General features: G+C 62.5%; 14 protein-coding genes. 6 read left to right on the forward strand and 8 right to left on the reverse strand.

What is annotated here, in order from left to right; genetic code table 11:
• Positions 1–86: 86 nt before the first annotated feature.
• Positions 87–509: a DUF1761 domain-containing protein gene (locus ACWTU7_RS25980; protein ID WP_095520098.1), complete on the forward strand. Its 423-nt coding sequence runs from the start codon at positions 87–89 to the stop codon at positions 507–509.
• 52 nt (positions 510–561) lie between these two features.
• Here ACWTU7_RS25980 and ACWTU7_RS25985 read toward each other — a convergent pair whose 3' ends face one another.
• Positions 562–1503 (reverse strand): LysR substrate-binding domain-containing protein, encoded by a 942-nt coding sequence (locus ACWTU7_RS25985; RefSeq protein WP_455840860.1) that lies wholly within the window; start codon positions 1501–1503, stop codon positions 562–564.
• 165 nt (positions 1504–1668) lie between these two features.
• Here ACWTU7_RS25985 and ACWTU7_RS25990 point away from each other — a divergent pair, with 165 nt between their 5' ends.
• Positions 1669–1905: a hypothetical protein gene (locus ACWTU7_RS25990; RefSeq protein WP_029349299.1), complete on the forward strand. Its 237-nt coding sequence runs from the start codon at positions 1669–1671 to the stop codon at positions 1903–1905.
• A gap of 110 nt (positions 1906–2015) precedes the next feature.
• On the opposite strand, the gene ACWTU7_RS25995 is transcribed toward ACWTU7_RS25990, so the two are convergent.
• Positions 2016–2612, reverse strand: coding sequence for a L,D-transpeptidase family protein (locus ACWTU7_RS25995; protein ID WP_455840861.1), 597 nt, complete (start codon positions 2610–2612; stop codon positions 2016–2018).
• Positions 2613–2696: 84 nt separating this feature from the next.
• On the opposite strand from ACWTU7_RS25995, the gene ACWTU7_RS26000 reads away from it, so the two are divergent.
• Together ACWTU7_RS26000 and ACWTU7_RS26005 are read left to right on the forward strand one after the other, a co-directional pair.
• The gene (locus tag ACWTU7_RS26000; protein WP_029349304.1) at positions 2697–3380 is read left to right on the forward strand and encodes a response regulator transcription factor; all 684 of its coding nucleotides are present in this window, start codon (positions 2697–2699) and stop codon (positions 3378–3380) included.
• Between the two features lie 230 nt (positions 3381–3610).
• Positions 3611–4066, forward strand: coding sequence for a cyclic nucleotide-binding domain-containing protein (locus ACWTU7_RS26005; RefSeq protein ID WP_127319503.1), 456 nt, complete (start codon positions 3611–3613; stop codon positions 4064–4066).
• 213 nt (positions 4067–4279) lie between these two features.
• Here the strand turns inward: ACWTU7_RS26005 and ACWTU7_RS26010 are convergent, their stop codons facing one another.
• Positions 4280–5086 carry an exodeoxyribonuclease III gene (locus ACWTU7_RS26010; RefSeq protein ID WP_128343145.1) on the reverse strand — a complete coding sequence of 269 codons (807 nt, stop codon included), beginning with the start codon at positions 5084–5086 and terminating at the stop codon, positions 4280–4282.
• Between the two features lie 127 nt (positions 5087–5213).
• Between ACWTU7_RS26010 and ACWTU7_RS26015 the strand changes: the two genes are divergently transcribed.
• The gene (locus ACWTU7_RS26015; RefSeq protein ID WP_455840862.1) at positions 5214–5378 is read left to right on the forward strand and encodes a hypothetical protein; all 165 of its coding nucleotides are present in this window, start codon (positions 5214–5216) and stop codon (positions 5376–5378) included.
• A 90-nt stretch (positions 5379–5468) separates the two neighbouring features.
• Here ACWTU7_RS26015 and ACWTU7_RS26020 read toward each other — a convergent pair whose 3' ends face one another.
• The 5 genes from ACWTU7_RS26020 to tesB all read right to left on the reverse strand — a co-directional run bounded on the left by ACWTU7_RS26020 (position 5469) and on the right by tesB (position 12141).
• On the reverse strand, positions 5469–6152 hold the full coding sequence (locus ACWTU7_RS26020) for an outer-membrane lipoprotein carrier protein LolA (protein WP_455840863.1): 684 nt from the start codon (positions 6150–6152) through the stop codon (positions 5469–5471).
• 167 nt (positions 6153–6319) lie between these two features.
• Entirely contained in the window at positions 6320–8974 is a 2655-nt protein-coding gene (locus ACWTU7_RS26025) for a DNA translocase FtsK 4TM domain-containing protein (protein WP_455840864.1), read from the reverse strand.
• Between the two features lie 274 nt (positions 8975–9248).
• A complete protein-coding gene (locus tag ACWTU7_RS26030; protein ID WP_455840865.1) occupies positions 9249–10676 on the reverse strand; it encodes an ammonium transporter in 1428 nt (475 codons plus the stop codon).
• A 31-nt stretch (positions 10677–10707) separates the two neighbouring features.
• A complete protein-coding gene (locus ACWTU7_RS26035) occupies positions 10708–11046 on the reverse strand; it encodes a P-II family nitrogen regulator (RefSeq protein WP_023800571.1) in 339 nt (112 codons plus the stop codon).
• A gap of 219 nt (positions 11047–11265) precedes the next feature.
• Positions 11266–12141 (reverse strand): acyl-CoA thioesterase II, encoded by an 876-nt coding sequence (gene tesB / locus ACWTU7_RS26040; protein WP_029349314.1) that lies wholly within the window; start codon positions 12139–12141, stop codon positions 11266–11268.
• A 95-nt stretch (positions 12142–12236) separates the two neighbouring features.
• Here tesB and ACWTU7_RS26045 point away from each other — a divergent pair, with 95 nt between their 5' ends.
• Entirely contained in the window at positions 12237–13499 is a 1263-nt protein-coding gene (locus ACWTU7_RS26045) for a ubiquinone biosynthesis hydroxylase (protein WP_455840866.1), read from the forward strand.
• Positions 13500–13611: the final 112 nt, after the last annotated feature.

The following is a 13611-nucleotide window of genomic DNA, read 5'->3' on the forward strand; positions in this document are numbered from 1 at the left end:
ATCACGCATCGATTTTGAGAGTACGCATATCGTTGTCCCAAAACCGCTGGGCACTTTTGGGCGACATGCTTCCGGGGAGGGAAATCATGGATTTTTCAGCAGTGAACTGGCTGGCGGTGATTGTCGCCGCCGTGGTGGCGTGGTTGTTCGGCGCTGCCTGGTACATGGGTCTGAGCAAGCCCTGGCTCAAGGCCGCCAGGCTTGATCCGGCGACCATGAGTAAATCGCCGCTGCCCTTCGTCATCAGCTTCATTGCGGAACTTGTCATGGCGCTCGTCATGTCCCTGATTATCGGAGCGATGACCGGTGGCGAACCGAGCCTCGTTGCCGGGCTCGTCTTCGGCTTCGTTCTCTGGTTCGGATTCGTCGCCACGACGTTATCCGTCAATCATCGCTACGAAGGGTTCGGCTGGGACCTGACCATCATAGACTGCGGTCACTGGCTCGGCGTGCTGCTTATCATCGGCGCGGTGATCGGCTGGTTCGGCGCAGGGGAAGTCGCGGGCTGATCCTGCCGCCACGAAATAGGTCGACGACCGCCGGCTGATCACGCAGAGCGACCTAAAGCTCATCCAAGCGTTGGTCCGGCTGCGGGTTGTGAACTTCGTTCAGGAGCCAATCCCTGAACGCCTCGATCCTGGCGTCGTTGGCCGATCCGATGGGGTAGACCAGATGATAGGCGAAGTCGGGCGGAACCCTGATGCCAAGTTCGAATGGCCGGATCAGCCGGCCCTCGGAAAGATCGTTTGCCACCATGGCAAAATCGGCGAGCGCGACGGCATTGCCGTCGAGCGCGGCCTGAACGGCGTCGGTCGAGGTGCCGAACACGATCGTCCGGCTGTCGTCGAAATCGTCGACGCCGGCCGCCGCCATCCACATGCGCCAATTCGGCCACGTCACGCCTTGTCGCGCCCACTCGATATGAGCGAGCGTGTGATGGAAGAGATCGCGCGGCTCGCGCAGCGGCGGGCCGGAGGCCAGCAGGCTGGGGCTGCACACAGGGATGATGATGTTGTCGAACAGCCGGTGGGTGCAGAGGCCCGGATATTTTCCCGCGCCGAATCGGATGCCGACATCGACGTCGTCCAGGTCGAAATCGCGCAATTCGGAGGCAATGTCGAAGCGGAGCTCGATGCCCGACCGCTGCTTGCGAAAGTCATCGACGCGCCGCATTAGCCATTTTGTCGCGAACTGCGCGTCGAGGGTCACTTTGAGCAGCGCCGTTCCGCGCGCCATCTTGTGCGCCCGTGAGACGGCCCGGCCAAGCAGATCGAGCGCGTCGGTCGACGCCTCGAACAGCACCGCGCCCGCCTCCGTCAGCCGGATCGTGCGGCTGGTGCGCGTGAACAGCACGATGCCGAGCTGATCCTCGATTTCCTTGATCTGGTGGCTGACCGCAGCCGGCGTCAGGCCGAGCTCATCTGCGGCGCGGGTGAAATTGAGGTGCCGGGCCGCCGCCTCCAGCGTCCTCAGTGCACGGGTTCCCGGCAGCAGGCGAGCCATCACAGTAGGACGAGGAGAGGCCGGTCGATCATTTTCCAATCCTCAAATAAAACTTGAAGATGCTGAGAAAACTACTCGTTTCTCATTTTAATTTCAATCCGGCATGATGGGAACATCGAAATAACATCAAACCGGATTTGACATCCGAATGAAGTGGATTGTGCCATGTCCCACATAGTTATGACTCCTGCAATCGCCCGGTCGGCCTGGCTGCGCGCGACGCTTGACTGGTTTCGCCATGCGAAAGTTGCGGTCAATCTCCCGCATCAGAACGTCGACGATCTTGCGGACCGCCAATTGCGCGATATCGGCGCCGAACGCAAGGATGTCGCGCGCGTGATGGACCGGGAACTCGGCCGGTTGGGTCTGCTCGACATCGGCTGGCAGAGGCCGCGGACGTAGGGCAGTAGGGCAGTAGGGCAGCTAAAAGGTAAGCGGCGCGCCTGCGCGATCCTACTGACACTTTCTTATTCCCCTATTCCCCTATTCCCCTCCCCTATTCCCCTATTCCCCTACCTCACCACCTTCATCACCGTGCGATCCGACAGCAGCGGCAGCAGCCGTGCCATCGTGCGCGCCGTCACCGCGACGCAGCCTTGCGTCGGCGTGAAGCCGGGGCGCGCCAGATGAAAGAAGATGGCGCTGCCGCGCCCGCGGCGACGCGGCGAAATGTTCCAGTCGAGCACGAGGCAGGCATCATAGAGCCGGTCGGTGCGCAGCATCCGCTCGTGGCTGGCGCCATAGGGAATCCTGACCGGACGGTTGTAGTTGCGGTCATCAGGCACTTCGCACCAGCCGAGATCTGGACCGATCGGCGCCATCGCCAGCCGGGTTTTGCGGCCTCCGGAAAAATGATCGTTACGAAAGTATCCCGACAGGATCCGCATCGAACCAAGCGGCGTGGCGCCGTCGCCTTCGCGCTTGCCGGCCGATATGCCGCCGCGTCCCAGCGCACATGAAAACACCAGCTTGCCAGCCTGCAGAAGCCCCTGGCTGGCGTGGCCGGGCCTGGCGCGCACGGTGAGAACACGAAGCCCTTTTCGCAAAAATGCGCTCGCCTCATTGCACGCGCGTTTTTTCTTGTATGATCGTGCCACGGAACAAATCATTGTGATCGGCTGTTGTGTCGGTCAGCTTCCGCATAAACAGGCAGCGGTCAACTGAATTTTCTTTTCAAAACAACGGATTGATCCATGACTTCACGCACCATTCTGATCGTCGATGACGATGACGACCTGCGCGGCACGCTCGTCGAGCAATTGTCTCTCTATGAGGAATTCGACGTCCTGCAGGAATCAACCGCCGCCAAAGGTGTCGCCACGGCCCGCGGCGGCCTCATCGATCTGCTCATCATGGATGTCGGCCTCCCCGATATGGATGGCCGCGAAGCAGTGAAGATACTGCGCAAGGGCGGCTATAAGTCGCCCATCATCATGCTGACGGGACACGACACCGATTCCGACACGATTCTCGGCCTCGAAGCCGGCGCCAACGACTATGTGACCAAGCCGTTCCGCTTCGCGGTTCTCCTGGCCCGCATCCGTGCCCAGCTTCGCCAGCATGAGCAGAGCGAAGATGCCACCTTTTCGGTCGGCCCCTACACTTTCAAGCCCAGCCAGAAGCTTCTGATCGACCAGCGCGGCGCCAAGGTGCGGCTGACCGAAAAGGAAGCCTCGATCATCAAGTATCTCTACCGCGCCGACCAGAAGGTGGTGACGCGCGACGTGCTGCTCGAGGAAGTCTGGGGCTACAATTCCGGCGTTACCACGCACACGCTGGAAACCCATGTCTATCGGCTGCGCCAGAAGATCGAGCGCGATCCTTCTAACGCAGAAATTCTTGTGACAGAAAGCGGCGGCTACAAGCTGGTTCCTTAAACATTTAATCATTCAATCAGCGGTCGGGGCAGGGGCCGCTTTCGGGTACGATCCTGAGACTGGAGGTGGTTCTGGATCGAACTCGCTGACGCATCGAACCAAAAATCGGAATCTTTTTTGGAAAGCACGGTGCGTCGATTTCAAAGCGTTTAGCGCGTCCTTTGCGCGTTCAAAGGGATGCTCGGCGCTGTAAGGGAGGGATTGGACTGGCCGTTCGGGGACCTAGCTAGATGGCGTTGGATGACGACATCCGCATCCTGTCCGCCGTGAGGCTCTTCGAGGGCTTCACGGAGGAACAGTTGCGTCTGCTCGCCTTTGGCGCGGAAACCACCAAGCTGCAGGCCGACCACAAGCTTTACCGCGAGGACGACGAGGCCGATTGTGCCTATATCGTCGTCAGCGGGCGCATCGTGCTGTATCGCGAGCAGGATGGCCCCCGCGTCCCGATAGGCACGGCCGGTCCCGGTACGATGCTGAGCGAACTGGCGCTGATCGCCGACACCAACCGGCTGACCAGCGCATCCGCCGAGATCGATTCGGAAGTGCTGCGGCTCAGCCGCAAGATGTTCCACCGCATCCTGGAGGAATATCCGGATATCGCGGTCCATCTGCACCAGCGCATCTCCGAGGATTTTCTGGCAATGATCCGCCGCATCGAGGAGCTGGCGCCGCGTTTCGACAACTGAACCCGGATGCTTTTCGACTCGTTCTCGCAACCAATGACCCGTGAAAGCCATCGAATCAGGGCGGCAAGGCTGAGGTGTATCGAGATTCAGATCAGGCCGAGCCGAGACTGGTGGGATCCGAGAACCGGAGCGGAGCGTACTTTTGGGGTACGTGAGCACCGGGAGCGCAGGAAACCACATTCGCAGGCCGGCCTCATCTGAATATCGATACACCTAATCCAGGTCGAACCGCGCTATGACCGGCACATGATCCGACGGCCGTTCCCAGCCGCGCGCCGGCCGCAGGATCTCGTAGCCGGCAAAGCTCGGCACCAGGTTTGGCGACGACCAGACATGGTCGAGCCGCCGGCCGCGATCCGACGCTTCCCAATCCTGCGCGCGATAGCTCCACCAGGTGTAGAGCTTCTGCTCATAAGGCACGTTGAGCCGCATCAGGTCGACCCAGTCGCCGGCGAGCCGCATCGCCTCGAAATTTTCCGTCTCGACCGGCGTATGGCTGACCACCTTCAGGAGCTGCTTGTGCGACCAGACATCGTGCTCGAGCGGCGCGATGTTGAGGTCGCCGACCAGGATCGAACCGGACACTTCGTCGTGCTCGGCGCGGATGGCGTTCATTTCGGCGACGAAATCGAGCTTGTGCTTGAACTTGCGGTTGATGATCGGATCGGGTTCGTCGCCGCCGGCCGGGACGTAGAAATTGTGCAGCAGGATCGCCTTTCCGCCGGCCCGCAGGGTGACCGACAGATGCCGGCAGTCCTCGATCTCGCAGAAGCGGCGCTTTTCGACAATCGCGATCGGCCGGCGCGCCACCGTCGCCACGCCGTGATAGCCCTTCTGGCCGTGGAAGGCGATATGCTCGTAGCCGAGCTTGCGAAAGGCCTTCTCGGGAAACAGTTCGTCGGGAACTTTGGTTTCCTGCAGGCAGAGCACGTCCGGTGCCTGTTCGACAAGCAGGCGTTCGACGATCGGCATGCGCAAGCGGACGGAATTGATGTTCCAGGTGGCGATGGAAAAGGGCATACGGAGGTCCGGACGGCACGGGACCGCAGGAACCTGGATAGCTCCGACGGGCTGGTGCCTTTTTTGGCAAGGCAGTTCCGGAAACTACTGCCAGCCATACGCTGCAAAAACAAGCCGGGCGCAATCGTTGACCCTCGCGCCGCCCCTCATTGCCCTGCCGGGCATTTCTCCCCGGAGAAAGACGCTCGGCTCCAGCCGCCGCGCCTTTCTTTCAACCATGGTGGATGGCGAAATCGTCGATTACAGCGTCCTTCTCCCCGTTTACGGGGAGAAGATGGCGGTAGCCAGATGAGGGGCAGCGCTGACGTCCAGAAAGGCTTCCCACGACGAAACGCAGGAAACTACCGTTCGCAGGCCGGCATTATCTGAACATCACCATGCCTCAGCGCGACTTGGTGTTCAGCTCGCGGTTCGCCGTATAGTCGATGGCAAAGGTGTCGGGGGCGAAGCTCACGCCTTCCCTGACGTTGAAGATCATCACCGTCGTGTCCTTGCCTTGCGCATCGGTGATCGTCCATTGGCGCAATTCGTAGGTTTTCGGATCGAACATCATGGTGATCTTCGAACTGCCGAACACCGATTTGTCGGCGAGTTGAATGGTGGTGACGTCGTTCTCTTCCTTGACGCTTTTGACGCGGCCGCCGGAGAGGTCGATCTTGGTGTCGAGCAGCAGCTTGAGCGGCGTTTTCGACAGTGGGTAGAGATCGGAGGTTTTCAGCCGCTTGTTGAGGATGACCACCGACTTGCCGTCGGAGATCACCCTGAAATTCGACGTCCCGTCATAGTTGAAGCGAATCTTGCCCGGCCGTTCCAGAAAGAACTTGCCGCCGGTCTGCTCGCCCTTGGGTCCGAACTGCACGAATTCGCCGGTCATTGATTTGACCGAGGAAAAATGGTCGGCGATCTTCTGCGCGGTGGGTGGCACCGCCGCTTGCGCCGACGCCAGCAACTGGACCCCGGGCACGACGTTGATGGCCGCAGCACCTGCCAGGACCAGGCCGAGGCCAAGCAGCTGGCGGCGGGTCGGGGCAAAATCGCTGATCGTAGCGAAAGAGGAGTTTTTCATGCCGGTCACTCTCGTCTGGTTTATCTGTTGTCGCAGTGTTTGGCGCCCCAGTTGGGCTTAAGTTTGGCGGCCTAACAGCGCTTGGTCGTTGCAAACGCGCCAGAAGGGTCATAGTTGCAGCCGTCGACCTTGCAGCCGGGCAAATCCCATGGTTCTTGCCGGTCGGATCAGAACTTGTCGTCCTCCGTCGGCACCAGAATCTCGCGTTTTCCGGCATGGTTGGCCGGGCCGACAATACCTTCCTTCTCCATCTTCTCGATGATCGAGGCGGCGCGGTTGTAGCCGATGCCGAGCCGGCGCTGGATGTAGCTGGTCGAGGCCTTGCCGTCGCGCAGTACTACCGCAACCGCCTGGTCGTAGGGATCGTCGGAATCCTCGAAATTGCCGCCGCCACCGCCCGAGCCACCCTTGCCCGACGGCTCGTCGTCGTCCTCATCGTCATCCTCGGTAATCGCATCGAGATATTCCGGCACGCCCTGCAGCTTCAGATGCGCGACGATCTTCTCGACCTCGTCATCGGAAACGAAGGGGCCGTGTACGCGCTGGATGCGGCCGCCGCCGGCCATGTAGAGCATGTCGCCCATTCCAAGCAGCTGTTCGGCGCCCTGCTCGCCCAGGATGGTGCGGCTGTCGATCTTCGACGTCACCTGGAAGGAGATGCGGGTCGGGAAGTTGGCCTTGATCGTGCCGGTGATGACGTCGACCGACGGCCGCTGCGTCGCCATGATGACGTGGATGCCAGCGGCGCGCGCCATCTGCGCAAGGCGCTGCACCGCGCCTTCGATGTCCTTGCCAGCGACCATCATCAAATCGGCCATCTCGTCGATGATGACGACGATGTAGGGCATCGGCTCGAGATCGAGGTTTTCGGTCTCGTAGATCGCTTCGCCGGTCTGGCGGTCGAAGCCGGTCTGCACGGTGCGCGAGATTTTCTCGCCTTTCTTCTCCGCCTGCTGCACCCGCGCGTTGAAACCGTCGATGTTGCGGACGCCGACCTTGGACATTTTGCGGTAGCGGTCCTCCATCTCGCGCACGGTCCATTTCAGCGCCACCACCGCCTTCTTCGGATCGGTGACAACAGGCGTCAAAAGATGCGGGATGCCGTCATAGACAGAGAGCTCCAGCATTTTCGGGTCGATCATGATCAGCCGGCAGTCCTGCGGCGTCAGCCGGTAGAGCAGGGACAGGATCATAGTGTTGATGGCGACCGACTTGCCCGAACCGGTGGTGCCGGCGACCAGCACGTGCGGCATCTTGGCGATGTCGACGATGACCGCCTCGCCATTGATGGTCTTGCCTAGCGCCAGCGCCAGCTTGGCTTTGGTGGTCTCGAAATCGCGGCTGGCCATGATTTCCCTGAGATAGACGGTCTCGCGCTTGGCGTTCGGCAGCTCGATGCCGATGGCGTTGCGGCCCGGCACCACGGCGACGCGGCAGGCGATCGCGCTCATCGAGCGGGCGATGTCGTCGGACAGGCCGATGACCCGCGACGATTTGATGCCGGGCGCCGGCTCCAGCTCATAAAGCGTGACGACGGGGCCCGGGCGGACATGGATGATCTCGCCCTTGACGCCGAAATCCTCCAGCACGCCCTCGAGCAGGCGGGCATTCTGCTCCAGCGCGTCCTTGGACAGGCTGGCATCGCGCACGACGTTCTTCGGCTCGGACAGGAAATGCAGTGACGGCATTTCGAATTGTTCGGAGCCGATCAGCGAGGTCTGGGCTTCGCGCTGGACACGGGCGCCCGGAACGGGCCGGGGCGCCGGTGCCGCGACGCGGGTGGCCGCGTCGGAGCGGAACGGCTGCACCTTCGCATTTGGCGCAGTGCTGCGCTGGCCCACGGGCTCCGGCGCAAAATCCATGTCGTCGTCATCGTCAAAAACATCGGCGTCGTCGGGATCGAGCGAGGCGCTGCGGTCGTTGACCATGGCGGCGAAGAATTCCGGCTCGACGCGGGCCCGGCCATCGGCACTCATCCGCGATTCGGCAAATTCGGCCGATTCGACCCGCTCGGCAGCGCGCCGCCAGGCGCTGGCGCGCGGTTCCATCTCCGGTTCGAAGTCATCGTGCTCCCGGCGGCGCGCGGCACGGCGGCGGAGATAGGCACGCAACGACAGCCACCAGTGCGTGATCGCGCCAAGCGCCAGAATGCCCTCGTCGCCCTCGTCCTCGTCATTGTCGAAAAGCAGGTCGTCCTGGTCCCGGGGATCGGGCGCAGCCGGTTGCTCTAGGACCGCGAAACCGTTCTGGCGTGCAATCAGCGCCGAGCCGTAGGCAAACAGCCACAGTGCCGGCGCGGCGAGAAGCACGGCGAGCACGCTGGCGATGAGACCGGTCGGGTAGCCGCCGACGACGAAGCCGGGAATCTTGAGCACCATGTCGCCGAACACGCCGCCGAGACCGGTCGGCAACGGCCAGGTCTTGGGGGGCACCACGCAGCCAGCGATGGCCGCGGCAAGCACCGCGTAGCCAAACCAGGCGAGCCCGCGCTTCGGCAGCCTGTCGACGCCGCGCGCCGAAAACAGCAGAAATCCCCAGACCACCGCCGGCACCAGCGCCGCGACGGCAGCAAGGCCGAAGAACTGCATGGCAAGGTCGGAGAAGACAGCGCCCACATAGCCCATGGCGTTGCTGACGATATTATCGGTGGCGTGGGAGAAGCTTGGGTCGGCGACGTTCCAGGTGGCGAGGCTGGCGATACCGAAGGCGACCAGCGCAAACAGGCCGGCACCGACCAGCCGGCCGACCTGACGCCGCGCGAACGCCCGGATGCCGTACCCCGTATCGGCCAGCGCGAGCGGTGCTGAAGCCCCTGAACGCATGCTCTTCCCCGTCTGTCGTTGCCTGGCCGATAGCGTGCGCGCAGTTCGGCAGATTCGGGCTCCAGACTATCGGCGGGAAGGTTAAGGCAGCATTAACTATAAGGGGTTGGGGGAAGTATCTTGCGGCTAGTATCTGGCCTGGCCATCTGCGCGCAAAAAAGAGGCCCGGAACGGGTCCGGGCCTCAATGCGTGAGCCCTTGCAGGAGCGTCACGACGGGATGGGAGGATGCAGGGCGGCCGAGGCCGCCCAGACAAGACTTACGGGTGCAAGGCTTACGGGTGATAGGCCGCTTCGCCATGCGCGGTGAGGTCGAGCCCTTCACGCTCTGCATCGGCTGTCGGACGCAAGCCTACGATCATATCGACGATCTTGTAGAGGATGGCGCTGCCGATGCCCGACCACAGGACGGTTACCAGGACACCCTTGAACTGCGACCACAGCTGGGTCGCCGTGCCGGCATAGCCGGCGGCGAAGTCGGCTGTCGAATAATCGACGATGCCAGCGCCGCCGAGGGCGGGGTTGACCAGGATGCCGGTGCCGAGCGCGCCGATGATGCCGCCGACGCAGTGGATGCCGAAGACATCGAGGCTGTCGTCGTAGCCGAACTTGTTCTTCACGACCGAGACGAAGAAGTAGCAGACGCAGGTGGCGACGATGCCGAGCACGATGGCGCCCATCGGTCCGGCAAAGCCGGCAGCGGGTGTGACGGCGACAAGGCCGGTGACCGCGCCCGAAACCGCGCCAAGCATCGACGCTTTGCCGCGCAGCAGCGTTTCGAGCACGATCCAGGTCACTGCCGCCGCCGCCGTGGCGACGAAGGTGTTGAGCATGGCCAGCACCGCGTAGGCGTTGGCTTCGAGGTTCGAACCGGCGTTGAAGCCGAACCAGCCGACCCACAGTAGCGAAGCGCCGACCATGGTCAGCGTCATCGAGTGCGGCGCCATAATGTCCTTGTTGTAGCCGATGCGCTTGCCTATCATCAGCGCGCCGACAAGGCCGGCGATGCCCGCATTGATGTGAACGACCGTGCCGCCGGCGAAGTCGATGGCGCCGAAGCCGAAGATGAGCCCCGACGGGTCGCTGTAAGCGCTCGGGCCACCCCAGAACCAGACCATATGCGCGATCGGGAAGTAGACGAATGTGACCCACAGGATGGTGAAAAGGATCACGGCGGAGAACTTGACGCGTTCGGCGAAGGCGCCGACGATCAGGGCGGGCGTGATGCAGGCGAAGCTCATCTGGAAGATGACGAACACCAACTCAGGAATGGCGACGCCCTTGGTGAAGGTTTCCGACACCGTCGTCACGTCGACACCGGCAAGAAACATCTTGGAAAGGCCGCCGACGAAGGCATTGCCGGGGGTGAAGGCAAGGCTGTAGCCGTAGAAAACCCAGACGATCATGACCACGCTGGTGATGGTGAAGACCTGCATCAGCACCGACAGCATATTTTTGGCGCGAACCAGACCGCCGTAGAAAAGGGCAAGGCCGGGAATGGTCATCAACAGCACCAGGATGGTGGAAATCATCATCCAGGTCGTGTCGCCCTTGTCGACGGTGAAGGCCGGCGCCGCTGGCGCTGCCGGTGCGGCCGGAGCCGCTTCCTGCGCGAGTGCGGCGACCGTGCCCAGTGCTGCGATAGCGAGCGAGCCCAGCAGCGCGGTGCGCGCCGCCGACTTCAAAGTAGAAGGAATATTCATTGAACTCTCCATTGGAATACGTGTCCGCAGCTCAAAGCGCGTCGGTGTCTGTTTCGCCGGTGCGAATGCGCACCGCCTGGTCGATGCCGAAAACGAAGATCTTGCCGTCGCCGATCTGACCGGTCTTCGCCGCCGCGGTGATGGCTTCGACGGCCTTGTCGACCATGTCCAGGCCGACCGCGACTTCGATCTTGATCTTCGGCAGGAAGCTGACCGCGTATTCCGCCCCGCGATAGATTTCCGTGTGTCCCTTCTGACGCCCGTAGCCTTTGACTTCGGTGACGGTCAGGCCCTGGATGCCGACTGCGGTGAGCGCTTCGCGCACCTCGTCGAGCTTGAACGGCTTGATGATTGCCATCACGATTTTCATAAGGTTTCACCCTTTGCTGTTGCGGTCCCCCGCGTTTGTACGACGTCGCCGATCCCCATGAGAGCCGGAGAGTGCCCGCTAGGATTCAAGCTCCGTGCCAGTTGCCGAAGCAGGGCGTTAACCTGTTGTTAAATAAGGGATTGGGGAAGGTCTGTCGGCTGACTGTGCATAGTCGCGACAACGCAGTTGATTAAAAAATAGGCAATTTTGCAAAAATGCCTATTCGGCGGGCGGCCGCTTCAGCCTGATCAGGCCCTCCTGAGCAACCGAGGCGATCAACGTGCCGTCGCGGGCAAACAGCGACCCGCGAGTGAACCCCCGCGACCCTTGCGTCGACGGGCTGTCCTGCGTGTAGAGCATCCAGTCGTCGAGCGGATGGCTGCGGTGGAACCACATGGCGTGATCGAGGCTCGCCGCCTGGATGTCGCTATCGAAAATGGCGCGGCCATGCGCAAAGGTCGAGGTATCGAGCAGCGTCATGTCGGAGAGATAGGCAAGCACTGCAGCCTGCGTGGCGCGATCGGCCGGAACCGGGCCGGTCGTGCGGATCCAGATGTTCTGCTTCGGCTCCAGCTTTTCCCGGCTGGTGTAATGCTCAAGCATCACCGGTTTCATCTCGATCGGCCGGTCACGCTCCCAGTAGCGCCTGATGCCGTCGGGCACGGCCTCGCCGAACTTGCCAATCAGTTCGCGCTGCGACAGCAATGTGTCGGGCGCCGGCACGTCCTGCGGCATCGGCACCTGATGCTCGAGCCCGGCCTCATCCTGCTGGAACGAGGCTTCCAGCGAAAAGATCGCCTGGCCGTGCTGGACAGCCACGACACGGCGCGTGGTGAAGGAGCCGCCGTCGCGGATGCGGTCGACCTGGTAGATGATCGGCACCTTGGTGTCGCCGGGCCGCATGAAATAGCCGTGCAGCGAATGTACGTGGCGTTCGGGCTCCACCGTTCGCTGGGCGGCGACCAGCGCCTGGGCGATGGTCTGGCCGCCGAAGACGCGCTGCCAGTCAAGTTTGGGGCTGCGACCACGGTACAGGTTGTGTTCCAGCTGCTCGAGGTCGAGAATGCCGAGAAGCTCGTCCATGGCCGCCGTCATGTTTCGCGCCCTCACCGCAAAGTGTTATGGCGGTTTCCGACAGGAATGGCGGGCAGTCAAGGCCGGAAGGGAATTTGGCCGGAAAGGAATTTGCCATGGTGGATCGCAAGGAGGATGCAAAAAACCGAACCGCGCTCGACATTCTGGTCGCCGGCGCCGGCTATGTCGGGCTTGCCGCCGCAGTATCGCTGAAACAGGCGCGACCGAGCCTGGCGGTCGCTGTCGTCGACGCCGCGCCCGCCGGCGTCTGGCAAAAGGACGGCCGCGCCTCGGCCATCGCCGCTGCCGCTTGCCGCATGCTCGACCAGCTCGGCGTCTGGGCCGAAATCGCGCCCGAAGCACAGGCGATCACCGAAATGATCGTCACCGATTCGCGCGCTTCCGATCCGGTGCGCCCGGTGTTTCTCACCTTCGATGGCGAGGTCGCGCCCGGCGAAGCCTTTGCGCATATGGTCGCCAACCGGGATTTGAACGGCGCCTTGCGCCGGCGCGCTGAAAAACTAGGCATCGACATCATCGAAGGCGTCGCCGTCAGTGCCTTCGACGTGAACGGCGCCGGCATCACCGTGCATCTTGTCGACGGCGCGACGCTGAAGGCGCGGCTGCTGGTCGCCGCCGACGGCGTGAACTCGAAGCTGCGCGACATGGCCGGCATCAGGACGGTGAAATGGCAGTACGGCCAGTCCGGCATCGTCTGCACCGTGGCGCATGAACGGCCGCACAATGGCCGCGCCGAAGAGCATTTTCTGCCAGCCGGTCCCTTTGCCACGCTGCCGCTCAAGCCGGATAAGGACGGGACCAACCGCTCGTCGATCGTCTGGGTCGAGCGGTCGGAAGATGCCGAAAAACTGGTCGACGGCGACGACCTCGTCTTCGAGCACGAGCTCGAACAGCGGTTTGGCCTGAAGCTCGGCGAAATCCGCGTCGCCGACAAGCCGCGCGCCTGGCCGCTCGGCCTGACGCTTGCCCGCGCCTTCGTCGCGCCGCGCATTGCGCTCGCCGGCGACGCCGCCCACGGCATCCACCCGATCGCCGGCCAGGGCCTCAATCTCGGCTTCAAGGATGTGGCGGCACTGGCTGAAGTGGTGGTCGAGGCCGACCGGCTCGGCCAGGATATCGGTGCGCTCGACGTGCTCGAACGCTATCAGCAGTGGCGGCGTTTCGACACGCTGCAGATGGGCATCACCACCGATGTCCTGAACCGGCTGTTTTCCAACGACATCAGCCCGTTGCGCGCCGTCCGCGACATCGGCCTAGGCCTGGTCGAACGCATGCCGCGGCTGAAGGATTTCTTCATCCGCCAGGCGTCCGGTCTGTCCGGCGACACGCCGAAGCTGCTCAAGGGCGAGGCGATCTGAGCCCGGAAGGGCAGCAAACCAATATTGAGCGCCAGGCAATTTCGTTCAATTGACCTCGAAGCCCAGCTTCTGCCGCAGCCGCAGTATCCGCTGGTCGGATATCTTCAGGGGT

Source organism: Mesorhizobium sp. BHscii, assembly GCF_053848065.1.